The 20,340-nt window shown below is 59.6% G+C and carries 19 protein-coding genes; 9 read left to right on the plus strand and 10 right to left on the minus strand.

From position 1 onward, the window contains the following. Positions 1 to 258: 258 nt before the first annotated feature. The 4 genes from glpD to J3P86_RS05790 form a co-directional block, all read right to left on the minus strand. Positions 259 to 1,797: a glycerol-3-phosphate dehydrogenase gene (gene glpD, locus J3P86_RS05775; protein ID WP_434699637.1), complete on the minus strand. Its 1,539-nt coding sequence runs from the start codon at positions 1,795 to 1,797 to the stop codon at positions 259 to 261. 319 nt (positions 1,798 to 2,116) lie between these two features. After that, entirely contained in the window at positions 2,117 to 2,872 is a 756-nt protein-coding gene (locus tag J3P86_RS05780; protein WP_434569608.1) for a DeoR/GlpR family transcriptional regulator, read from the minus strand. 95 nt (positions 2,873 to 2,967) lie between these two features. Then, on the minus strand, positions 2,968 to 4,473 hold the full coding sequence (gene glpK, locus J3P86_RS05785) for a glycerol kinase GlpK (protein WP_305496365.1): 1,506 nt from the start codon (positions 4,471 to 4,473) through the stop codon (positions 2,968 to 2,970). A 76-nt stretch (positions 4,474 to 4,549) separates the two neighbouring features. Further along, positions 4,550 to 5,401: an MIP/aquaporin family protein gene (locus tag J3P86_RS05790; RefSeq protein WP_434602968.1), complete on the minus strand. Its 852-nt coding sequence runs from the start codon at positions 5,399 to 5,401 to the stop codon at positions 4,550 to 4,552. Positions 5,402 to 5,724: 323 nt separating this feature from the next. Between J3P86_RS05790 and ybaK the strand changes: the two genes are divergently transcribed. Both ybaK and J3P86_RS05800 read left to right on the plus strand, forming a co-directional pair. Continuing rightward, a complete protein-coding gene (gene ybaK / locus J3P86_RS05795; protein WP_305496364.1) occupies positions 5,725 to 6,195 on the plus strand; it encodes a Cys-tRNA(Pro) deacylase in 471 nt (156 codons plus the stop codon). Between the two features lie 184 nt (positions 6,196 to 6,379). Next, positions 6,380 to 7,162, plus strand: a complete 783-nt coding sequence (locus J3P86_RS05800) for a PhzF family phenazine biosynthesis protein (RefSeq protein WP_434699639.1) — start codon at positions 6,380 to 6,382, stop codon at positions 7,160 to 7,162. A gap of 132 nt (positions 7,163 to 7,294) precedes the next feature. Here the strand turns inward: J3P86_RS05800 and J3P86_RS05805 are convergent, their stop codons facing one another. Further along, the gene (locus J3P86_RS05805; RefSeq protein ID WP_434699640.1) at positions 7,295 to 8,404 is read right to left on the minus strand and encodes an ABC transporter ATP-binding protein; all 1,110 of its coding nucleotides are present in this window, start codon (positions 8,402 to 8,404) and stop codon (positions 7,295 to 7,297) included. Continuing rightward, positions 8,401 to 9,321: an ornithine carbamoyltransferase gene (gene argF, locus J3P86_RS05810; RefSeq protein ID WP_305496361.1), complete on the minus strand. Its 921-nt coding sequence runs from the start codon at positions 9,319 to 9,321 to the stop codon at positions 8,401 to 8,403. Before argF ends, J3P86_RS05805 begins: the two co-directional genes overlap by 4 nt. 403 nt (positions 9,322 to 9,724) lie before the next feature. On the opposite strand from argF, the gene J3P86_RS05815 reads away from it, so the two are divergent. The 3 genes from J3P86_RS05815 to grxD all read left to right on the plus strand — a co-directional run bounded on the left by J3P86_RS05815 (position 9,725) and on the right by grxD (position 12,685). Next, a complete protein-coding gene (locus J3P86_RS05815) occupies positions 9,725 to 10,012 on the plus strand; it encodes a hypothetical protein (RefSeq protein WP_305496360.1) in 288 nt (95 codons plus the stop codon). Between the two features lie 123 nt (positions 10,013 to 10,135). Beyond that, positions 10,136 to 12,244 (plus strand): molybdopterin oxidoreductase family protein, encoded by a 2,109-nt coding sequence (locus tag J3P86_RS05820; RefSeq protein ID WP_434699641.1) that lies wholly within the window; start codon positions 10,136 to 10,138, stop codon positions 12,242 to 12,244. Between the two features lie 99 nt (positions 12,245 to 12,343). Further along, positions 12,344 to 12,685 carry a Grx4 family monothiol glutaredoxin gene (gene grxD / locus J3P86_RS05825; protein WP_018614171.1) on the plus strand — a complete coding sequence of 114 codons (342 nt, stop codon included), beginning with the start codon at positions 12,344 to 12,346 and terminating at the stop codon, positions 12,683 to 12,685. Positions 12,686 to 12,880: 195 nt separating this feature from the next. On the opposite strand, the gene bfr is transcribed toward grxD, so the two are convergent. Continuing rightward, positions 12,881 to 13,354: a bacterioferritin gene (gene bfr, locus J3P86_RS05830; protein WP_434699642.1), complete on the minus strand. Its 474-nt coding sequence runs from the start codon at positions 13,352 to 13,354 to the stop codon at positions 12,881 to 12,883. 199 nt (positions 13,355 to 13,553) lie between these two features. Beyond that, positions 13,554 to 13,772, minus strand: a complete 219-nt coding sequence (locus J3P86_RS05835) for a bacterioferritin-associated ferredoxin (protein WP_003178704.1) — start codon at positions 13,770 to 13,772, stop codon at positions 13,554 to 13,556. A 304-nt stretch (positions 13,773 to 14,076) separates the two neighbouring features. Here J3P86_RS05835 and J3P86_RS05840 point away from each other — a divergent pair, with 304 nt between their 5' ends. Further along, the gene (locus J3P86_RS05840; protein WP_434569603.1) at positions 14,077 to 14,679 is read left to right on the plus strand and encodes a peroxiredoxin; all 603 of its coding nucleotides are present in this window, start codon (positions 14,077 to 14,079) and stop codon (positions 14,677 to 14,679) included. Positions 14,680 to 14,892: 213 nt separating this feature from the next. Here the strand turns inward: J3P86_RS05840 and rnt are convergent, their stop codons facing one another. Together rnt and pyrC are read right to left on the minus strand one after the other, a co-directional pair. Next, on the minus strand, positions 14,893 to 15,570 hold the full coding sequence (gene rnt, locus J3P86_RS05845; RefSeq protein WP_039591753.1) for a ribonuclease T: 678 nt from the start codon (positions 15,568 to 15,570) through the stop codon (positions 14,893 to 14,895). Beyond that, a complete protein-coding gene (gene pyrC / locus J3P86_RS05850) occupies positions 15,567 to 16,613 on the minus strand; it encodes a dihydroorotase (RefSeq protein ID WP_434699643.1) in 1,047 nt (348 codons plus the stop codon). Before pyrC ends, rnt begins: the two co-directional genes overlap by 4 nt. Positions 16,614 to 16,806: 193 nt before the next feature. On the opposite strand from pyrC, the gene J3P86_RS05855 reads away from it, so the two are divergent. The 3 genes from J3P86_RS05855 (at position 16,807) to J3P86_RS05865 (ending at position 20,304) form a co-directional block, all read left to right on the plus strand. Next, positions 16,807 to 17,823, plus strand: a complete 1,017-nt coding sequence (locus tag J3P86_RS05855) for a flagellar protein MotY (protein ID WP_434699644.1) — start codon at positions 16,807 to 16,809, stop codon at positions 17,821 to 17,823. A 128-nt stretch (positions 17,824 to 17,951) separates the two neighbouring features. Continuing rightward, entirely contained in the window at positions 17,952 to 19,169 is a 1,218-nt protein-coding gene (locus tag J3P86_RS05860; RefSeq protein ID WP_003204943.1) for an argininosuccinate synthase, read from the plus strand. Positions 19,170 to 19,677: 508 nt separating this feature from the next. Then, the gene (locus J3P86_RS05865) at positions 19,678 to 20,304 is read left to right on the plus strand and encodes a response regulator transcription factor (RefSeq protein WP_305496355.1); all 627 of its coding nucleotides are present in this window, start codon (positions 19,678 to 19,680) and stop codon (positions 20,302 to 20,304) included. Positions 20,305 to 20,340 lie beyond the last annotated feature (36 nt).

A 20,340-nucleotide genomic window follows, 5' to 3' on the forward strand; every position in this document is an offset into this window, starting at 1 on the left:
TGTTTCAGGTTTTTGGCCGGTTGTTTATCCGGTTTGCCGAACTGACTGTTGGGTCGTGTTCGGAAAACCGAATGACCTGAGAGCCCATCGACTCCTGTGGGAGCGAGCCTGCTCGCGAAGGCGGCCTCTCAGTTCCATCAGTTGGGAAGTGGATGGCCTCTTCGCGAGCAGGCTCGCTCCCACAGGGATCCGTGGCGGATCCGGATAACAAAAAGCCCCTGAATTCAGGGGCTTTTCGTTTGGCTAGCGAGATACTGCTCAGGCCGCTTCGATCTTGCGCCGGTTGTGCTCGACCTTGTCCAGGTACGTGCGAAGCTTCTCCTGTTCAGCGGCGGTTGTGAACAAGCCCAGCTTGCTGCGACGCCAGAGAATATCCTCGGCGTCGATGGCCCACTCGTCGCTGCACAGATAGTCGACCTCCCGGGTATAAAGGCCCGCGCCGATGTGCTCGCCCAGGTCGGCAAGGCTGTGCACGCCTTCGAGCATGCGCCAGGTGCGGCTGCCATAGGTAGTGGCCCAGCGGCGGGCGATATCGGTGGGCAGCCAGTCGAACTTGTCGCGGATTGCCGAGCACAAAGCCTGTGGCGTGGTCATGTTCTCGCCGCCGGGCAAGGTCTCCAGGGCCGTCCAGCTCGGGCGCATCTGGGTGAAATACGGAGCCAGCTGGGCCATCGCCGACTCGGCAAGCTTGCGGTACGTGGTCAGTTTGCCGCCGAACACCGACAACAACGGAGCCTCCTGGCCACCGCCCGACAGCGCCAGGGTGTAGTCCCGGGTCACGGCGGAAGGGTTGTCGGATTCGTCGTTGCACAAAGGCCGAACCCCGGAGTAGCTGTGCAGGATGTCTTCGCGGCTGATCTGCTTCTTGAAGTGCGCATTGACGACCTTCAGCAGGTAGTCCGTTTCACCCTCGGTAATTGCCACTTTGGCCGGATCACCGGTGTATTCGCGGTCGGTCGTGCCTATCAGGGTGAATTGATTCAGATACGGGATGGTGAAGACGATGCGCTGGTCTTCGTTTTGAAGAATGTGCGCATGCTCGCCTTCGTAGAGTTTTGGCACGATCAGATGGCTGCCCTGGATCAGACGGATGCCGTAGGGCGATTCCATTTTCAGGTCATCACGAATGAACTTGGCGACCCATGGGCCGGCGGCGTTTACCAGCGATTTGGCCAGGATTGAAAACAGGCTGCCGTCGGAACGTTCCAGGTTCAATTGCCACAGGCCTTTACTGCGCCGAGCGCTGACGCAACGGGTGCGGGTGTGGATATGCGCGCCTTTTTCTCGCGCCGCCATGGCATTGAGCACCACCAGCCGGGCGTCATCGACCCAGCAATCCGAGTATTCGAAGCCTTTGGTGATCTCGCTTTTTAATGCGCTGTCGGCGCCGAATTTCAGGCTCCGGGAGCCGGCGAGTTGCTCGCGCTTGCCCAGGTGATCATAAAGGAACAGGCCGGCGCGGATCATCCAGGCCGGACGCAGGTGCGGGCGATGGGGCAACACGAAGCGCATCTGCTTGACGATATGCGGAGCCTTGGTCAGCAGCACTTCGCGTTCGGCGAGTGCTTCACGCACCAGGCGAAATTCGTAATGTTCGAGATAACGCAGGCCGCCATGGATCAGCTTGCTGCTGGCCGAAGAGGTGTGGCTGGCCAAATCGTCCTTTTCGCAAAGGAACACCGAAAGACCGCGACCAGCAGCATCCGCGGCGATCCCTACACCATTGATACCGCCACCGATGACGGCGACGTCATAGATTTCAGCGAGAGGGGGCATAGGCAAGGTGGAATTGGGCATCGGCTGGCCTCGGGTTCTTTTTTCGAAATATTTGAATTCGAACATAAATGTTCATTTGCGAAAATACTAGCCCATAAGCACAGCAACAGCCAGTCGAATCCGATTGAAAATACTGATCGAAGTACGCTGAAAGGAAAATTTTCGAACAAAAAGGAGTTGAGAAGGGCTTCTGTGGCGAGGGAGCTTGCTCCCGCTGGATGGCGAAGCCGTCCCAAGCAGGCCGGCGTTTTTCTTCAGGCTAGCCCCATTAGGCCGATTTACGACGGCTACGCCGCCGAGCGGGAGCAAGCTCCCTCGCCACAGGGGATCGGGGGTGAAGTCAGACCACTTCCAGGCGAATCTTGTGCTGGCTCAACAACTGCGCCAGGGCCGGCACCGGTTGTTGGTCGGTCACCAGGCAATCGATCAGGCTGATCGGGCCCAGGCGGACCATGGCGTTGCGGCCGAACTTGCTGGAATCCGCCGCCAGCAATACCTGCCGGGCGTTGGCGATGATGGCTTGGGAGACCCGGACCTCCTGGTAGTCAAAATCCAGCAGGCTGCCGTCCTCGTCGATCCCGCTGATGCCCACCAGGGCGAAGTCGACTTTGAACTGACTGATGAAATCGACGCTGGCCTGACCGACCACGCCGCCGTCACGGCGCACGTTGCCGCCGGCGATCAGGACTTCGAAATCATCCTTGGCACTGAGGATCGATGCCACGTGCAGGTTGTTGGTGATGACTTTCAAATGGTTGTGATTGAGCAGCGCCCGGGCGATGGATTCGGTGGTGGTACCGATATTGATGAACAGCGAGGCGTGGTCGGGAATCTGCGCAGCGATCGCTTCGGCGATGCGTTGCTTCTCATCGCGCATCTGATCGGCGCGCATGGCGTAGGCGGTGTTTTCCACGCTGGAATCGTAAGCGGCGCCGCCATGGTAGCGGCGCAGCAGGTTCACTTCCGCCAGTTGATTGATGTCGCGGCGGATGGTCTGCGGGGTGACGACAAATAGCTGCGCCATTTCCTCGATGCTGACATAGCCGCGTTCGCGGACCAGTTCAAGGATTTGCTGCTGGCGGGGAGGCAGATTCATGGGGCTTCCTTTGGCTGCCGTACAAAATTTGCCCATGATGCCGCAGGAATCCTTTCCCGACCAGTTTCAGATCCTCATCATCCTCGGCTCAGCTGTCATTCAGCGTCTTCGTGGGGTTCCCAATCGCGCGTGCGGCTGACGGCTTTTTTCCATCCTGCGTAGAGTTTTTCCTTGGCTTGCTCATCCAGCTGCGGTTCGAACTCGCGCTCGATGACCGCTTTGCCACGCAACTCTTCCAGGCTGCCCCAGAAGCCGCATGCCAGGCCAGCCAGGTATGCCGCGCCGAGGGCGGTGGTTTCGCGCATTTTCGGGCGTTCGACCTGCGTGCCAAGAATGTCGGCCTGAAATTGCATGAGGAAATTGTTGGCCACGGCGCCACCGTCCACGCGCAAGGACTTGAGGCGTTCGCCGGCATCCTGTTGCATGGCGTCGAGTACGTCGCGGGTCTGGTAGGCGATGGATTCCAGCGCGGCCCGGATGATGTGATCGACCCGCACGCCACGGGTCAGGCCGAACAGCGCGCCACGGGCGTAGGGGTCCCAGTACGGTGCGCCGAGGCCGGTGAAGGCTGGCACCAGGTAAACGCCGTTGCTGTCCTTGACCTTGTTGGCGAAGTATTCGGTGTCGAGGGCGTCGTTGATGATTTTCAGTTCATCGCGCAGCCACTGGACGGTAGAGCCACCGTTGAACACGGCGCCTTCCAGGGCGTAGGCCACTTCGCCGCGAGGACCGCAGGCGATGGTGGTCAGCATGCCGTGGTTGGATTTGACGGCTTTGTTACCGGTGTTCATCAGCAGGAAGCAGCCGGTGCCATAGGTATTTTTCGCCTGGCCCGGTTCCACGCACATCTGGCCGAAGAGGGCGGCCTGCTGGTCGCCGGCGATGCCGCCAATAGCGATGCCGCTTTTGGTCCGGCCGTAGATTTCCGAGGATGATTTGACTTCCGGCAGCATCTCGCGAGGGATGTTGAGGATGTCGAGCATCTTCGCGTCCCACTCCAGCGTGTGGATGTTGAAGAGCATGGTGCGAGAGGCGTTGGTGTAGTCGGTGACGTGGACCTTGCCGCCGGTAAATTTCCAGATCAACCAGCTGTCCACGGTGCCGAACAGCAATTCACCGTTGCGCGCGCGCTCGCGGCTGCCTTCGACGTTGTCGAGGATCCACTTGAGCTTGGTACCGGAAAAGTAGGGGTCGGTCACCAGGCCAGTGGCTTCACTGATGTACTGCTCGTGGCCATCGCGCTTGAGTTGCTGGCAGATTTCGGTGCTGCGTCGACATTGCCAGACTACCGCGTTGTAAATGGGGCGGCCGGTGGACTTGTCCCAGACCACGGTGGTTTCGCGCTGGTTGGTGATGCCGATTGCGGCGACCTGGTCGTGATGCAAACCCGCTTGAGCCAAGGCTTCCACCATCACCGCGCTTTGCGTGGCAAAGATTTCCATGGGGTCATGCTCGACCCAGCCCGGTTGCGGATAGTGCTGGACGAATTCCCGTTGGGCGGTGCAGACCACGTTGGCGTCACGGTCGAAAATAATGGCGCGTGAGCTGGTCGTACCCTGGTCGAGGGCAATGATGTAGTTTTTGTTCTCTGAGTCAGTCATGTCGATTGCCTTGGGACGTGTGTTTGGGATGAAGCCATGGCGCATGCTTGAAGGGCAGTGGCATGCGCCCATTGTTTCAGGAAGTTCTTGGCTTGCCGTCAATGGCCGGTTCTGCATCCTTTGTAGCAGCCTTGGCACCCGGCAGGTGTCGGGCAATCAATCCGCGATACGCGGCAGCGCCCAGGCACGCACCCACTATCGGCGCGAAAATCGGAACCAGGAAGTAAGGGATGTCACGCCCGCCCGTGAGGGAAATTTCACCCCAGCCAGCGAAGAAAGTCATCAATTTTGGACCGAAGTCCCGCGCCGGGTTCATCGCGAAGCCTGTCAGCGGTCCCATCGAGCTGCCGATCACGGCGATCAGAAGACCGATCAGCAGCGGCGCGAGCGCACCACGAGGCAGGCCATTGTTGTCGTCGGTCAGGGACATGATCACGCCCATCAGGATTGCAGTGATGATCACCTCCACCAGAAAGGCTTGGCCGGTGGAGAGCGCCGGGTGCGGGTAGGTGGAGAATACCGAAGCCAGTTCGAGGCTGGCTTGGGTGCCACGAATCATCTGTCGGGACTGTTCGAAATCGAAGAAAAGATTGCTGTACAGCGTGTAGACCAAGAGCGCGCCACAGAATGCCCCCGCCACCTGGCAGACAATATAGAACGGCAGTTTGCGTTTTTCGAAATCGGTAAAAATACACAGGGCGATGCTGACGGCGGGGTTGAGGTGGGCGCCGGAAATACCCGCGCTGAGGTAGATGGCCATGCTGACGCCGACACCCCAGATGATGCTGATTTCCCACAACCCGAAACTCGCGCCCGCGACCTTGAGCGCCGCGACGCAACCGGTACCGAAAAAAATCAGCAGGGCGGTACCGAGGAATTCGGCCAGGCATTGGCTGGAAAGGGTGGGCTGTTGTAAAGCGGTAGTCATGCAAACCTCGGTGTTTTTGTTCTTGTCTGGTGCCTTCGATAAACCTTGAAGACAAGTTCTTCGCCGAGACCAGGATCCCCATCCAGGTCTCGGGTGCTGCTTGAGACAGGTAAATCGGCTTTCAGTTTCGAAAAAATATAGACAAGAAACGCTGGTGTCAAAGGTCGAAAGTGAACCATCGGTCACATTTGGATTATTCGTCACGTGAATGTCTCGCTGTGCACCCTTCAGGGAGATCATCCCAGTAGGCTCACGACGCCTTTTCATTGCCGATGGCTTAGAATCCGCGCCACTCTTTTGCTTTTTCCTTGTCAGGAGCCGTCATGACCCCCGCATTGGACCTGCTTAAAAAAGTGCGCGCCGAACATCGCATCCACAGTTACGAACATGACCCGAAGGCTGCCTCCTATGGGCTGGAGGCGGCTGAGAAGCTCGGTCTGGATCCGGCGCAGGTGTTCAAGACCCTGTTGGCGGCCAGCGAAAAAGGCGAATTGCTGGTGGCCGTGGTGCCGGTGGCCGGGAGCCTGGATCTGAAAGGCCTGGCTCATGCGGCCGGAGTGAAAAAAGTCGAGATGGCCGATCCGGCCGCCGCGCAGCGTTCGACCGGCTATTTGCTCGGCGGGATCAGCCCGCTGGGTCAGAAAAAGCGTCTTCGCACGTTTATCGACAACTCTGCGCAGCCGTTGGCCAGCATGTTCGTCAGCGCGGGGAGGCGCGGGCTGGAAGTGGAACTGGCGCCTGCGGTACTGGCGGAGCATACCGGAGCGATCTTTGCTGATATCGGGCGTGCCTGAGCCAGTTGGTGGCCGCTGCGCCCAAGCGGGAGCAGGCTCCCTCGCCACAATGATTTGAATCTTCAAGATCGATTGGGCGTCAGATTTCATGTGCGCTGTAGGGTGAAAATTCTGCTGATCTGTCACTGGCTAAACGATGTCCGGGCAGCTCATGCTCGCGCATCCATAAAAAAGGAGAAGTGCCATGCAGCTCGCGTTTCATCAAGTCGATGCGTTCAGTGACCGGCCGTTTGGCGGTAACCCGGCGATGGTCTATCGGCTCGATGCCTGGCTTGCCGATGAACTGATGCAGAAAATTGCCGCCGAACACAACCTGGCCGAGACCGCTTTTCTGGTACGTGAGAACCAGCGTTGGCACATTCGCTGGTTCACGCCCACCACCGAAGTGCCGCTGTGTGGGCACGCGACGTTAGCCAGCGCTCATGTGCTGTTCGAGGTTTACCGCGAACCGGCCGAGCGACTCGACTTCATCTGCAGGTCCGGAGCGTTGAGTGTCTCTCGTGAAGGCGATCGGTTGTGGTTGGATTTCCCGGCCATCGTGCCGACTGAGTTGGGCGCCTCCCTGGCGGTCCAGAGCGCCTTGGGTGTCGAGGCGGTGGATGTGCTCAGTTGCAACGAATTGTTCGTGGTGCTGGAGTCGGAGCAGGCAGTGCTCGATTGCAAGCCGGACATGGCGGCCCTGGCGAAGCTGCCGTGGCCGGGCGCGATCGTTACCGCACCGGGAAGCAAGCACGATTTTGTCTCGCGCTATTTTGCCCCGGCGATCGGCATCAACGAGGATCCGGTAACCGGATCGACTCATTGCAGCTTGATTCCATATTGGTCCAAACGCCTGAACAAACATGGCCTGACGGCCTATCAATGCTCGGCGAGGGGCGGGGCATTGTTTTGCCGATTGGAAGGTGAGCGGGTGAAGATTGGCGGGGATGCGACGTTGGTGGCTAGCGGTACGCTAGTGCTCGGCTAACCCGTGGCGAGGGAGCTTGCTCCCGCTGGGCCGCGAAGCGGCCCCATCCAGGCGCGTCAGCTTCCAGGGCCCATGCGACTGCTTCGCAGCCGAGCGGGAGCAAGCTCCCTCGCCACGAAGGCCCTTGCAGCATCAATCAGACGTGCCATACCGCCGCACACCACTTTCCCCGATCGGCAGATGCGCCGCCGTGCTTCCCGACGCCTGGAACAGCACCAGGTGTTCAGCCGCCACGCGGATACCGACCGTAGCCCCGACCTGATGGTCGGCATGGCTTGGAAAAATCGACTCCAGTTGTGCGCCGGTCGGCAGTTGCAGGCGATACAAGGTTGAAGCACCGAGGAACGTCTTGCCAACGATAGTCGCCGTGAGCGGACTGTCCGGCGCGTGGACGATGTCGTCCGGGCGCAGCAGGACGTCTACGGCACTGCCGATGGGCCAGGTGTACGCCCGGTTGCCGCGTAGCATGCCCAGTTCGGTCTGCACCGATTCCGGGCTGTCGAGCTGACCGCGGATGAAGTAACCCTGGCCGATGAAACTGGCGACATAGGGCGTCAGAGGTTCGTGATACAGGTTGTAGGGCGTATCCCACTGTTCCAGGCGACCCTCTCTGAACACGCCAACATGGTCACTCACCGCAAAGGCTTCTTCCTGGTCATGGGTGACCAGGATTGCGCTGGTGCCGCGGGCCTTGAGAATGTCCCGCACCTCATGGCTGAGCTTGCGTCGCAGCTCGCCGTCGAGGTTGGAGAACGGCTCGTCGAGTAACAGCAGTTGGGGTTCCGGTGCCAGTGCGCGGGCCAGCGCCACGCGCTGTTGCTGGCCTCCCGACAGCTCGTGGGGAAAACGCTTGCCCAGGCTTTTCAGGTTGACCAGCTCCAACAGTTCTTCGACCACGCGATCCTTGTCCGGATGTTTGCGGATGCCGAACGCGATATTTTCGGCGACGCTCAAATGCGGGAACAGCGCGTAGTCCTGGAACACCATGCCGATGCGGCGTTTTTCCGGGGCGAGGGTAAACCCCGCGCGGGAAATGGTTTCCCCAGCCAACTGGATCTCGCCTTCATGCACCGGTTCGAAACCGGCGATGGCCCGTAGGGTGGTGGTCTTGCCACACCCGGACGAGCCGAGCAGGCAACCGATGTCACCAGCATTGAGGTGCAGGTTGAGGTTCTGGACGACCCGCTGGTCCTGATAACCGCAGGCCAGATTGTGCAGATTCAATAACAATGGAGCACTCATGCGTGGTGGTACGCCGGCTCGACGAGGAATTCAAGCAGGGCCTTCTGTGCATGGAGACGGTTTTCTGCCTGGTCCCACGCCACCGAGCGGGGATCGTCGAGCAGGTCGAGGCTGATTTCTTCGCCACGGTGGGCTGGCAGGCAATGCATGAACAGCACCTCGGCATCCGCCAGGTCGAGCAGTGCCCGATTGACCTGGAAGGGCGCAAACAACTCCAGGCGCTTGGCGGTTTCTTCTTCCTGGCCCATGGACGTCCAGACGTCGGTGCTCACCAGGTGCGCGCCGGCGACGGCCTGTTTCGGATCGCGCAGGATTGTCACCCGGTCGCCGGCCCTGGCGACGAATTGCGGGTTGGGTTCGTAGCCTTCAGGGCAGGCGATGCGCAACTGGAAGTCGAACTGGATCGCCGCTTCTATATAGCTGTTGCACATGTTGTTGCCATCGCCGATCCAGGCCACGGTCTTGCCCTGGATCGGGCCGCGATGTTCGAGGAAGGTCTGCATGTCGGCGAGCAACTGGCACGGGTGCAGATCGTCGGACAGGCCATTGATCACCGGCACGCGCGAATGCGCCGCGAACTGGGTCAGCGTGCTATGGGCAAAGGTCCGGATCATCACCGCATCGAGCATGCTCGACATGACGATGGCGCAATCGCCAATGGGTTCGCCACGGCCCAGCTGGGTGTCACGGGGCGACAGGAAAATCGCCTGGCCGCCGAGCTGGATCATGCCGGCTTCGAAAGAAATGCGCGTGCGCGTGGAAGATTTCTCGAAGATCATCCCCAGCACACGGTTTTTCAAGGGCTCGAACAGTACGCCGCGCTTACGCAGGTCCTTGAGCTCCACGCCTCGACGGATCACGCCGAGCAACTCTTCGGGCGTGAAATCCATCAGGGAGAGAAAGTGCCTTGCGCTCATGATTGACTACCTTTTTGTAACTGACCGCAGATGCTCAAAGCCTTGTTTAATGGAAAAACGGGCGAGACCTGCGGCAAAAGCCGCACGGGGCGACGAAATTAGGGGAAGGCGCGATATTGACATTAAATGTCGCGTCTTACCAATAGGGCTACGGTTTTAGGGGATTTCAACGAGGTCATGGCAGGACTGCGATGACATGTTTGAAGCCGGTTTCCTGACAGCAGCGACCCCATTTGTACACTGGCGCTGCGGCGCTTGGCAAACAAGCCGGACGGGCGCCGGAGGACAAACGGCGTTTTATTGGCCAGCGTGCAATTGATTTCGTGTGTCTGTCATCGGATGTGAGATTTCTTAATGCAAGGGCCTGGGTTATAAATGAACCCTTAGACGCAGGAGCCCCGAAATGGATTCGAAAGAGCAACAACTGATGGAACTGCTGGGGCTGACGGCACGCTCCCTGACGCACCTGACCGCTTCGGTGACCTCCATGTCATTCGAATTGTTGCGCAGCGAAGACGAAGTGACCAAGGCTGCCGGCCGCCGTATGATCGACCGCATGGCTACCATCAGCAGCGGCCTCGACGAACATTGGCGATTGATCGGCGAGTTGACCGGAGTGCCCATCGCTCAGGAACAAGTGGAAACCGTCGAGGAAATCCAGCTGCTGGCGCCGCCTCCCGAGCACCCCTGAAATTGGTTGGCCTGATGCCCGGCGATTCACAGGACGAACGTCGCTGGCGCGGTGGAGGATCCCGCGCCATAGTTTTGTTCCCGCGGCCGAAAGTGCCCGCTACGAATAAAACAGAGACTGGCCATGACCAAGACTCTTCATCACCGTGCGTGCCATCTATGTGAGGCCATCTGTGGCCTGACGCTCGAAACCACCGAAACTGAAGGCCAAGGCCTGGCGATCACCTCGATCAAGGGCGATCCGCTGGACAGTTTCAGCCGTGGGCACATCTGTCCCAAGGCCGTCGCCCTGCAAGATATCCAGAATGACCCGGACCGGCTGCGCCAACCCATGCAGCGAGTCGGCGGCGAGTGGCAGCCGATTGCCTGGGATGACGCTTTCGCCCTGGTCGCCGAACGCCTGGCGGCAATCCAGGAGCGCCACGGCCAGAACGCGGTGGGTGTCTACCAGGGCAACCCCAGCGTGCATAACTATGGGTTGATGACCCACAGCAACTATTTCCTCGGCCTGCTGAAGACACGCAGTCGCTTCTCGGCGACGTCGGTGGACCAACTGCCCCATCACCTGACCAGTCACCTGATGTACGGTCACGGCCTGCTGCTGCCGATACCGGACATCGACCATACCGATTTCATGCTGATCCTGGGCGGTAATCCCCTGGCTTCCAACGGCAGCATCATGACCGTGCCGGACGTCGAGAAGCGCCTCAAGGCGATCCAGGCCCGTGGCGGCAAAGTCGTGGTCGTCGATCCACGGCGCAGCGAAACGGCGGCGATTGCCGACCAGCATGTTTTCGTGCGTCCCGGTGGCGATGCCGCGCTGCTGTTTGGCCTGCTCAATACGCTGTTCAGCGAAGGCCTGAGCCGCGACAGCCATTTGCCCGTGGACGGCCTCGAAGAGGTGCGCCAGGCCGTGGCAGGGTTTACCGCCGAGGTGATGAGCCCCCTCTGTGCGGTGCCAGCGCCGCAGATCCGGCAGTTGGCCCGCGACTTTGCCGCTGCGCCCTCAGCGGTCTGCTACGGCAGAATGGGCGTGTCCACCCAGGCGTTCGGCACGTTATGCCACTGGCTGATCCAAGTGATCAATCTGGTCACCGGCAACCTCGATCGGGTGGGCGGTGCATTGTGCACCGAGCCGGCGGTGGACCTGGTGGCGACCACTTCGGGTGGCCATTTCAACCGTTGGCAGAGCCGGGTGTCCGGGCGTCCCGAATACGCCGGCGAGCTGCCCGTGTCGACCTTGGCCGAAGAAATGCTGACCGAGGGCGACGGGCAGATTCGTGCGCTGGTCACCGTGGCCGGCAACCCGGTGCTGTCCACGCCCAACGGGCGGCAGCTCGAACAGGCGCTGGATGGGCTGGAGTTCATGGTCAGCATCGATTTGTACATCAACGAGACCACTCGTTATGCCGATCTGATCCTGCCATCGACCTCGGCTTTGGAAAACGATCACTACGACACCACGTTCAACCTGTTCGCGGTGCGTAACGTCAGCCGTTTCAATCGGGCGATCCTGCCCAAGCTCGAAGGGGCGCTGCACGATTGGGAGATTTTTGTCGGCCTGGCCAAGGCCTTCGCCGCGCGGACTGGCAAGGAACTCAAGCCGACCATGCCGCCCGCGCAAATGATTGATTTTGGCCTGCGCGCGGGAAGGTATGGGGATGCCTCGCCACACAAATTGTCGCTGGCGACGCTGTTCGATCATCCCCACGGCATCGACCTCGGTGCGCTCAAGCCCAATCTGACGACGCGCTTGAAAACCGAAAATGGCCGCGTGCAGGCCGCGCCGGCGGTGATCCTCGCGGATCTGGCGCGCTTTGCCGCGCTGCGAGCGCCGGCATCGGACGAGCTGCTGATGATTGGCCGTCGGCATGTGCGCAGCAACAATTCCTGGATGCATAACTTTCATCGGCTGGTGAAGGGCAAGCCGCGCCACCAGTTGCTGATGCATCCTGAAGACCTCGCCAGTCGCGGTTTAGTCGATGGCCAGCGCGTGCAGGTCAGTTCACGGGTAGGCGTGATCGAAGTGGAGGTGCAAGGCAGCCTGGACATGATGAAAGGCGTGGTCAGCCTTCCCCATGGCTGGGGCCACGCCCGACCAGGCGTGCAGATGACCATCGCCAGCAGCCAGCCTGGTTCCAGCGCCAACGACCTGACCGATGAATGTCAGCTCGATGAGTTGTCCGGCAATGCGGCGCTTAATGGGGTTCCGGTGAAAGTGGCGGCTGCGTAGAATTGTCCTTGGGCCGGACCGAGCAGGGTGCTCGGCTTTCCGTTACAATGCGCCACCGTGTCGACATCTGTAGTCGCAAAGTTCAAGCCGAGGTGCTCCGTGGATATCATCGAAACGATCAAAGACCAGATTGCCAACAACACTATCCTGCTTTACATGAAAGGCTCGCCGAATGCCCCTCAGTGCGGCTTCTCGGCCAAGGCTGCTCAGGCGGTAATGGCGTGTGGCGAGAAGTTCGCTTACGTGGACATCCTGCAGAACCCGGAAATCCGCGCCAATCTTCCCAAGTACGCCAACTGGCCAACCTTTCCACAGTTGTGGGTTGGCGGTGAACTGATCGGCGGCAGCGACATCATGACCGAGATGGCCGCTGATGGCTCTCTGCAGGCCACCATCAAGGCAGCTGTGGAAGCAGCGGCGGCGAACAAGACCGAAGCCTGATTCACCCCAAACCAATGTGGGAGCGAGCCTGCTCGCGATGAGGGCGTGTCAGTCAATTTGATGGTGACTGACACACCGCTATCGCGAGCAGGCTCGCTCCCACAAGGAATCTAGGTGAGCCTGGAATCCAGGCAATAAAAAGCCCCGCCTCTCGAAAGAGGGCGGGGCTTTTTTGTGGCTCGCTGTCGGGGAAGCTTATTCTTCGCCCATCTGCGACTGCAGGTAGTTCTCCAGACCGATCTTGTCGATCAGGCCCAACTGGGTTTCCAGCCAGTCGATGTGCTCTTCTTCGGACTCGAGGATATCCTTGAGCAACTCGCGACTGCCGAAGTCACCGACGGTTTCGCAATGGGCGATGGCGGCTTTCAGGTCGGCGTGGCCGGTGCGTTCGATGCGCAGATCGCATTCGAGCATTTCCCGGGTGTGTTCGCCAATGTGCAGCTTGCCCAGGTCCTGGACGTTCGGCAGGCCTTCGAGGAACAGGATGCGCTTGATCAGCTTGTCCGCGTGTTTCATCTCGTCGATGGATTCGTGGTACTCGTGCTTGCCCAGCTTGTTCAGGCCCCAATCCTCATACATGCGCGCATGCAGGAAGTATTGATTGATCGCGACCAGCTCATTGGCGAGGATCTTGTTGAGATGCTGGATGACTGTAATGTCGCCTTTCATGGTGAGGGCCTGCCCTGTAATAGCTGTGTATACGGGAGAGTTTGAGCCGCGCAATTACCAGTGTCAAACCTAAGTTATTGAATAATAAATGAAAATTAATCGGAATAAGAATGTTTGTGTTCCGCGTCTGGAGGCTAAGCACTTGATTTACCGGCATAAAAAAACCGGACATTGAGTCCGGTTCTTCAAAAAGCTGGATTTATGCGGCAGTAAATTCTACCGGATAAGGGATCGAGGCCTGGGCAGTCTGCACTTTGGCGAGGGTTTCACGCACCACTTCCTTGGCAAGGCAGGCACATTTACCGCATTGGCTGGCTACGCCGGTGGCCTGGCGGACTTCCCGATAACTGCAGCAACCTTCATAGATCGCTTCGCGGATCTGTCCGTCGGTGACGCCAGTGCAGAGGCATACATACATAAGTGAGAACCGTCGCTGGTTGTGACTCAATTGAGACGGATCTTAATGTTAACGAGAATGATTGTCAAAGTGGTTTCTGATAGTCCCTGGCTTGAGATGCCTTGGTCTGACGAACGGTTTTTTCCCGGTGGGCCATGAGACGTCGCGGATTTCCGTGATCCCCGAAAAACCGTTGAGGACAGTCCAAACGCGCGGTGTATGATGGTCGGTCCTTGCAAAGCGGGTTCGTGTCACAGGGCTGTCGCCTGAGGGTGGCAGGCTGGCGCGGACCCGGTTTTCACGTTACTACACCAGGAGATATCCAATGAGCGTACTCGTAGGCAAACAAGCCCCTGACTTCACCGTTCCAGCCGTACTCGGCAACGGTGAAATCGTCGACAGCTTCACCCTGTCCTCGGCCATCAAAGGCAAATACGGCCTGGTGTTCTTCTACCCGCTGGACTTCACTTTCGTCTGCCCGTCCGAGCTGATCGCACTGGATCACCGCATGGACGACTTCAAGGCGCGCAACGTTGAAGTGGTCGCGGTTTCGATCGACTCGCACTTCACCCACAACGCCTGGCGCAACACCCCGATCAACAACGGCGGGATCGGCCCGGTGAAGTACACCATGGCCGCTGACATGAAGCACGAAATCGCCAAGGCCTACGACGTTGAGTCCGAAGGCGGCGTGGCCTTCCGTGGCGCGTTCCTGATCGACGACAAAGGCGTGGTCCGTTCGCAGATCATCAACGACCTGCCGCTGGGCCGTAACATGGAAGAGCTGATCCGTCTGGTCGACGCTCTGCAATTCCACGAAGAGCACGGCGAAGTCTGCCCGGCCAACTGGAAAAAAGGCGACAAGGGCATGACCGCATCGCCTGAAGGTGTAGCGGCTTACCTGGGCGAACACAGCGACAAGCTGTAAGCGCACTCAGGCATAAAAAAACCGGCCCTTGATGGGCCGGTTTTTTTATGGGTGGCTGACTACATACTGTGGCGAGGGGATTTATCCCCGCTGGACTGCGCAGCAGTCCCGAAAAGGTGAGTCCGCCACACCCAGTTGGCAGGTTTGGGGCCGCTTCGCGACCCAGCGGGGATAAATCCCCTCGCCACAAGAGCACTGGAGTCAGTGCCGATATCAGTCGTCGAAATCCTGCCAGCCGCCCATTTCCTTCCAGCGATTGACGATGCCGCAGAACAGCTCGGCAGTCTTCTCGGTGTCATAGCGGGCCGAGTGGGCTTCGCGGCCGTCGAAATCGATGTCGGCGGCCTGGCAGGCCTTGGCCAATACGGTCTGGCCGTACGCCAGGCCGGCCAGGGTCGCCGTATCGAAGCTGGAAAACGGGTGGAATGGGTTGCGCTTCATGTCCAGTCGCGCAACGGCGGCGTTAAGGAAGCCCAGGTCGAAGCTGCTGTTGTGACCGACCAGGATCGCGCGCTTGCAACCGTTGGCCTTCAGGGCCTTGCGCACGCCACGGAAGATGTCGGTCAGTGCCGTTTCCTCGCTGACCGCCATGCGCAGCGGGTGGTCGAGCTTGATCCCGGTGAATTCCAGCGCGGCTGCTTCGATGTTGGCGCCTTCGAACGGTTCAACGCGGAAGAAATAAGTGTGGTCCGGGAACACAAAGCCTTTTTCGTCCATGCCGATGGTCGTCGCGGCGATTTCCAGCAACGCATCGGTGGCCGAGTTGAAACCGCCGGTTTCTACGTCGACCACGACCGGCAGGTAACCCCGGAAACGGGCTGCCATGGGGTGGCGAGCGCCGCCGGAACCACCGTTGCCGTCCAGTTCGTCGTCGAAATGATCTTCACTCACGCGTTTTCCTCCAGCAGGCGCCAGCGCAGTTTTTCACCGGCGCGCAGCGGGATGACAGTCTGTTCGCCAAACGGCAGGCTGGCGGGGGCAGTCCACTCGTCGCGGACCAGGGTAATGCTATCGGTGTTCACCGGCAGGCCATAGAAACGCGGACCGTGCAGGCTGGCAAAACCTTCGAGCTTGTCCAGCGCGTTGCGCTGCTCGAACGCTTCGGCGTACATCTCGATGGCGGCATAGGCGGTGTAGCAACCGGCGCAACCGCAGGCGGCTTCCTTGGCATGGCGGGCATGGGGCGCCGAGTCCGTGCCGAGGAAAAACTTCGCGCTGCCGCTGGTCGCGGCGTCGAGCAAGGCTTCCTGGTGGGTGTTGCGCTTGAGGATCGGCAGGCAATAGAAGTGCGGCCGGATCCCGCCCACCAGCATGTGGTTGCGGTTGTAAAGCAGGTGATGCGCGGTAATGGTCGCGCCGACGTTGGCCGAGGCCTCGTTGACGAACTGCACGGCATCGCCGGTGGTGATGTGTTCGAACACCACCTTGAGCGTCGGGAAACGCTCCACGACGCGGCGCATGTGCTCGTCGATGAAGATTTTCTCGCGGTCGAACACGTCGACATCGCCCCGGGTGACTTCGCCATGGATCAGCAACGGCATCCCGACTTCGGCCATCGCTTCAAGCGCCGGGAAGATCTTGTCGATGCTGGTGACGCCGGAGTCCGAATTGGTGGTGGCGCCGGCCGGGTACAACTTGGCCGCGTGGACGAAGCCACTGGCCTTGGCCTCGCGAATTTCCTCGGGCTGGGTGCGGTCGGTGAGGTAAAGCACCATCAGCGGTTCGAAGCGGCTGCCGGCCGGGCGTGCGGCCAGGATGCGCTGGCGATAGCCATCGGCCTCGACGGCGTTGCGGACAGGCGGAACCAGGTTAGGCATGATGATTGCGCGCCCGAAGGTGCGCGCGACATCGGCGACGGTATGGGTCAACACAGCACCATCGCGAAGATGAATATGCCAGTCGTCGGGACGCAGCAGGGTCAGGCGGTCGGACATTGAGGGGCTTCCAGGCGGGTCAAACTCTGGGGGAATGCTACCGGAAAAGACCGATGCGGGCACCCGCTATCAAGTTTTGCCACAAGTTACCGATAGCCCCTTCAGGTGTGCCACGAATCCGTGCGGTGTCTCGTACAGGCGTCATGCCCGGTGTTTTTCGATTTCCGTAAGTAAAAAGCCAGTGGAGCCTCCCGTGCGCCAGCGTTATCTAGCCTTGCTCAGTGTGTTTGCCAGCCTTCCTGCGATGGCGCTCACTTTCCAGACTCGTCTGGAGAGCATCGAGTGGACGGTCGAAGGCGACAAGTTCGAGTGCCGGCTGAGCCAGCCGATCGCCGATTTTGGTAGCGGCGAGTTCGTCCGCCGGGCGGGCGAGCAGGCCACGTTCCGACTCAAGGCCTACAACCCGGTGCTGGGTGGCGGTTCCGCGACGCTGCTGGCGGCCGCTGCGCCGTGGCAACCGGGGCGGGGCGACATCAACCTGGGGTCGGTCAGGATCGGCAGCGGCGACGTGTTGTTCAACAGCTCCCAAGTCCAGGCGGGACGCCTGATCAGTGGGTTGATGGAAGGGCGCAGCCCCGTGGTCCGGCGTAATGCCGAGGATGGCCGGGTGTCGGAAGTTCGCCTGTTGCCTGTGCGCTTCAACAAGGCCTTCAGCGACTACCAGGGCTGTGTGGCGAAACTGTTGCCGAAGAATTTCGAGCAGATCAAGCAGACCCAGATCGGCTTTCCCGGCGAGGGGGTTGAGCTCGACGCCCAGGCCAAGGCTCAATTGCAGGTCATGCTCGACTTCATCAAGGCTGACCCGAGCGTCAACCATGTCGAACTCGATGGGCATTCCGACAACAGCGGCAACCGCTTGACCAATCGTGAGCTGTCGCGCCGCCGTGCGCTGGCGGTCATGGATTTCTTCAAGGCCAATGGCTTCCAGGAGTCGCAGTTCACTGTGCGTTTCCACGGTGAGCGTTATCCGCTCGTGCCTAATAACAACGCCGCCCATCGCGCCAAGAACCGGCGTGTGGTGGTGCAACTGGATCGAGTGGCGGCCACTCAGGCGCCAGCGGCCCAGCCCACCACGCCAACCCCGCCAGCAACGCCAGCAACGCCAGCTGTACCTGCGGCGACGCCCGCTGCAGCACCCGGCAAGGCTCCGGCGCCGGTCGCCCCCACCAAGGTCGTGGCCCCCGCAGCGGCAACTGCTCGAACTTCCTGAAGCCATTCTGATCGTCGCGCCATCGACATAATCTGTCGCTTCGTCGTCATAAGCTGTCGCGCCTCTGTAAATTATCCGCGCTGGACGTTAGACTTCCCGGCTTTCCGTACAACCCGTGGAGTGATGGCATGGCGGACGTAAACAAGGTCGTTCTGGCGTATTCCGGCGGCCTGGACACTTCGGTGATCCTCAAGTGGCTGCAGGACACTTATAACTGTGAAGTGGTGACGTTCACCGCTGACCTGGGGCAGGGCGAAGAAGTTGAGCCTGCCCGCGCCAAGGCTCAGGCCATGGGCGTCAAGGAGATCTACATCGATGACCTGCGCGAAGAATTCGTCCGCGACTTCGTGTTTCCGATGTTCCGCGCCAACACTGTTTACGAAGGCGAATACCTGCTGGGTACCTCAATCGCCCGTCCGCTGATCGCCAAGCGCCTGATCGAAATCGCCAACGAAACCGGCGCCGACGCCATTTCCCACGGTGCTACCGGCAAGGGCAACGACCAGGTACGTTTCGAGCTGGGCGCCTATGCCCTCAAGCCGGGCGTCAAAGTCATCGCCCCGTGGCGCGAGTGGGACCTGCTGTCCCGTGAAAAACTGATGGACTACGCCGAGAAGCATGCGATCCCGATCGAGCGTCACGGCAAGAAAAAATCCCCGTATTCGATGGATGCCAACCTGCTGCACATCTCCTACGAAGGCGGCGTGCTGGAAGACACCTGGACCGAGCACGAAGAAGACATGTGGCGTTGGACCGTCTCCCCGGAGAAGGCTCCCGATACCCCGCAATACCTTGAGCTGACCTATCGCAACGGCGATATCGTTGCCCTCGACGGCGTGGAAATGAGCCCGGCCACCGTCCTCGCGACGCTGAACCGTATCGGCGGCGAACACGGCATCGGTCGCCTGGACATCGTTGAAAACCGCTATGTCGGCATGAAATCCCGTGGCTGCTACGAAACCCCCGGCGGCACCATCATGCTGCGTGCTCACCGGGCGATCGAGTCGATCACCCTGGACCGCGAAGTGGCTCACCTGAAAGACGAGTTGATGCCCAAGTACGCCAGCCTGATCTACACCGGCTACTGGTGGAGCCCGGAGCGTCTGATGCTGCAACAGATGATCGATGCTTCCCAGGCCCACGTGAACGGCGTCGTGCGCCTGAAGCTGTACAAGGGCAACGTGATCGTGACCGGGCGCAAGTCCGACGAGTCGCTATTCGATGCAAACATCGCGACCTTCGAAGAAGACGGTGGCGCCTACAACCAGGCCGACGCGGCCGGCTTCATCAAGCTCAACGCCCTGCGCATGCGCATCGCGGCGAACAAGGGTCGCAAGCTGTTCTGACCCGGCTGCTCAAAAAAAGGCCTGCCCTGCGCAGGCCTTTTTTTTGCGCATGTCTCGTCCTGAATAATGTATTGCCGGGGAATATCATTGATCGCTTTTGCTGGTTTATAACAACAGTTGAATTGAGTAAGCGCAAATATACTTCGGAAATAACGTTATTGAACTGCGTTCTCTTCCATGGAAGTTTTTTCTGGAGGAGGCAAGCGTTTGTGCATGAATAAATCAATTACTTTGTGTGAGAAAAGTCCCACGTCTAATAACAGGTCAGGTGTGTTTTTTGCCGAAATCGAGCTGTTCTCGGGGAGCTGTGGCGCGTCAGAATCACTCCATCGCTGCGACGGAAAAAATCATGGCGCGTTATTTCACGGATTATTTGTAGGATTTTTCTGCATTGCTTGTAAGTTATGTCTTTCGGTGCGAACGGCTTGCTACAGCGGCATCCCACGGGTGAAATGACTACGCTATTGTGCGTGCTCTAAAAATTCGAACAGCTAAGTTGGATTTGCCCATGAATAAAGTGCTGATCGTGGATGATCACCCCGTCATTCGTCTTGCTGTACGTTTGTTAATGGAGCGCCATGGATATGAAGTCATCGCGGAAACAGACAATGGCGTCGATGCGTTACAGCTGGCGCGCGATAAAATGCCCGACATCGTTGTTCTCGATATCGGGATCCCGAAGTTGGACGGACTGGAGGTTATCGCGCGCCTGACCACCAATCCTTCGCCGCTCAAAGTGCTGGTGCTCACCTCTCAGTCGCCAGGGCATTTCTCGATGCGATGCATGCAGATGGGAGCGGCCGGTTATGTGTGCAAGCAACAGGACCTGACCGAGTTGTTGAGTGCAATAAAAGCGGTGCTCTCGGGCTACAGTTATTTTCCCAACCAGGCGTTGCATACCGTGCGTTCGAGCCTGGGCAACGCCAGCGAGTCGGATATGGTCGATCGTTTGTCCGGACGAGAGATGATGGTCCTGCAGCAGCTGGCCCGTGGGAGGACCAACAAGGAGATTGCCGACGGGATGTTCCTGAGCAACAAGACAGTGAGTACCTACAAGACCCGACTGTTGTTGAAGCTCAATGCCCGCTCACTGGTCGACCTGATCGAGCTGGCACAGCGTAACGGATTGGTGTGAGTCCACAGCCCCAGGTGCTCGGTAAAAGGCCTCCGA

This window comes from Pseudomonas sp. D1-1 (genome assembly GCF_051132225.1).
GTDB lineage: Bacteria > Pseudomonadota > Gammaproteobacteria > Pseudomonadales > Pseudomonadaceae > Aquipseudomonas.

Excerpts from the sequence above, each read along its gene's own strand:
- J3P86_RS05800 (WP_434699639.1), top strand. The coding sequence starts at position 6,380 with ATGCAGCTCGCGTTTCATCAAGTCGATGCGTTCAGTGACCGGCCGTTT.
- pyrC (WP_434699643.1), bottom strand. The coding sequence starts at position 16,613 with ATGTCCGACCGCCTGACCCTGCTGCGTCCCGACGACTGGCATATTCAT.
- J3P86_RS05790 (WP_434602968.1), bottom strand. The coding sequence starts at position 5,401 with ATGACTACCGCTTTACAACAGCCCACCCTTTCCAGCCAATGCCTGGCC.
- J3P86_RS05805 (WP_434699640.1), bottom strand. The coding sequence starts at position 8,404 with ATGAGTGCTCCATTGTTATTGAATCTGCACAATCTGGCCTGCGGTTAT.
- J3P86_RS05840 (WP_434569603.1), top strand. The coding sequence starts at position 14,077 with ATGAGCGTACTCGTAGGCAAACAAGCCCCTGACTTCACCGTTCCAGCC.
- ybaK (WP_305496364.1), top strand. The coding sequence starts at position 5,725 with ATGACCCCCGCATTGGACCTGCTTAAAAAAGTGCGCGCCGAACATCGC.
- J3P86_RS05860 (WP_003204943.1), top strand. The coding sequence starts at position 17,952 with ATGGCGGACGTAAACAAGGTCGTTCTGGCGTATTCCGGCGGCCTGGAC.
- J3P86_RS05815 (WP_305496360.1), top strand. The coding sequence starts at position 9,725 with ATGGATTCGAAAGAGCAACAACTGATGGAACTGCTGGGGCTGACGGCA.
- glpD (WP_434699637.1), bottom strand. The coding sequence starts at position 1,797 with ATGCCCAATTCCACCTTGCCTATGCCCCCTCTCGCTGAAATCTATGAC.
- J3P86_RS05820 (WP_434699641.1), top strand. The coding sequence starts at position 10,136 with ATGACCAAGACTCTTCATCACCGTGCGTGCCATCTATGTGAGGCCATC.
- argF (WP_305496361.1), bottom strand. The coding sequence starts at position 9,321 with ATGAGCGCAAGGCACTTTCTCTCCCTGATGGATTTCACGCCCGAAGAG.
- J3P86_RS05865 (WP_305496355.1), top strand. The coding sequence starts at position 19,678 with ATGAATAAAGTGCTGATCGTGGATGATCACCCCGTCATTCGTCTTGCT.
- J3P86_RS05835 (WP_003178704.1), bottom strand. The coding sequence starts at position 13,772 with ATGTATGTATGCCTCTGCACTGGCGTCACCGACGGACAGATCCGCGAA.
- J3P86_RS05780 (WP_434569608.1), bottom strand. The coding sequence starts at position 2,872 with ATGAATCTGCCTCCCCGCCAGCAGCAAATCCTTGAACTGGTCCGCGAA.
- bfr (WP_434699642.1), bottom strand. The coding sequence starts at position 13,354 with ATGAAAGGCGACATTACAGTCATCCAGCATCTCAACAAGATCCTCGCC.
- glpK (WP_305496365.1), bottom strand. The coding sequence starts at position 4,473 with ATGACTGACTCAGAGAACAAAAACTACATCATTGCCCTCGACCAGGGT.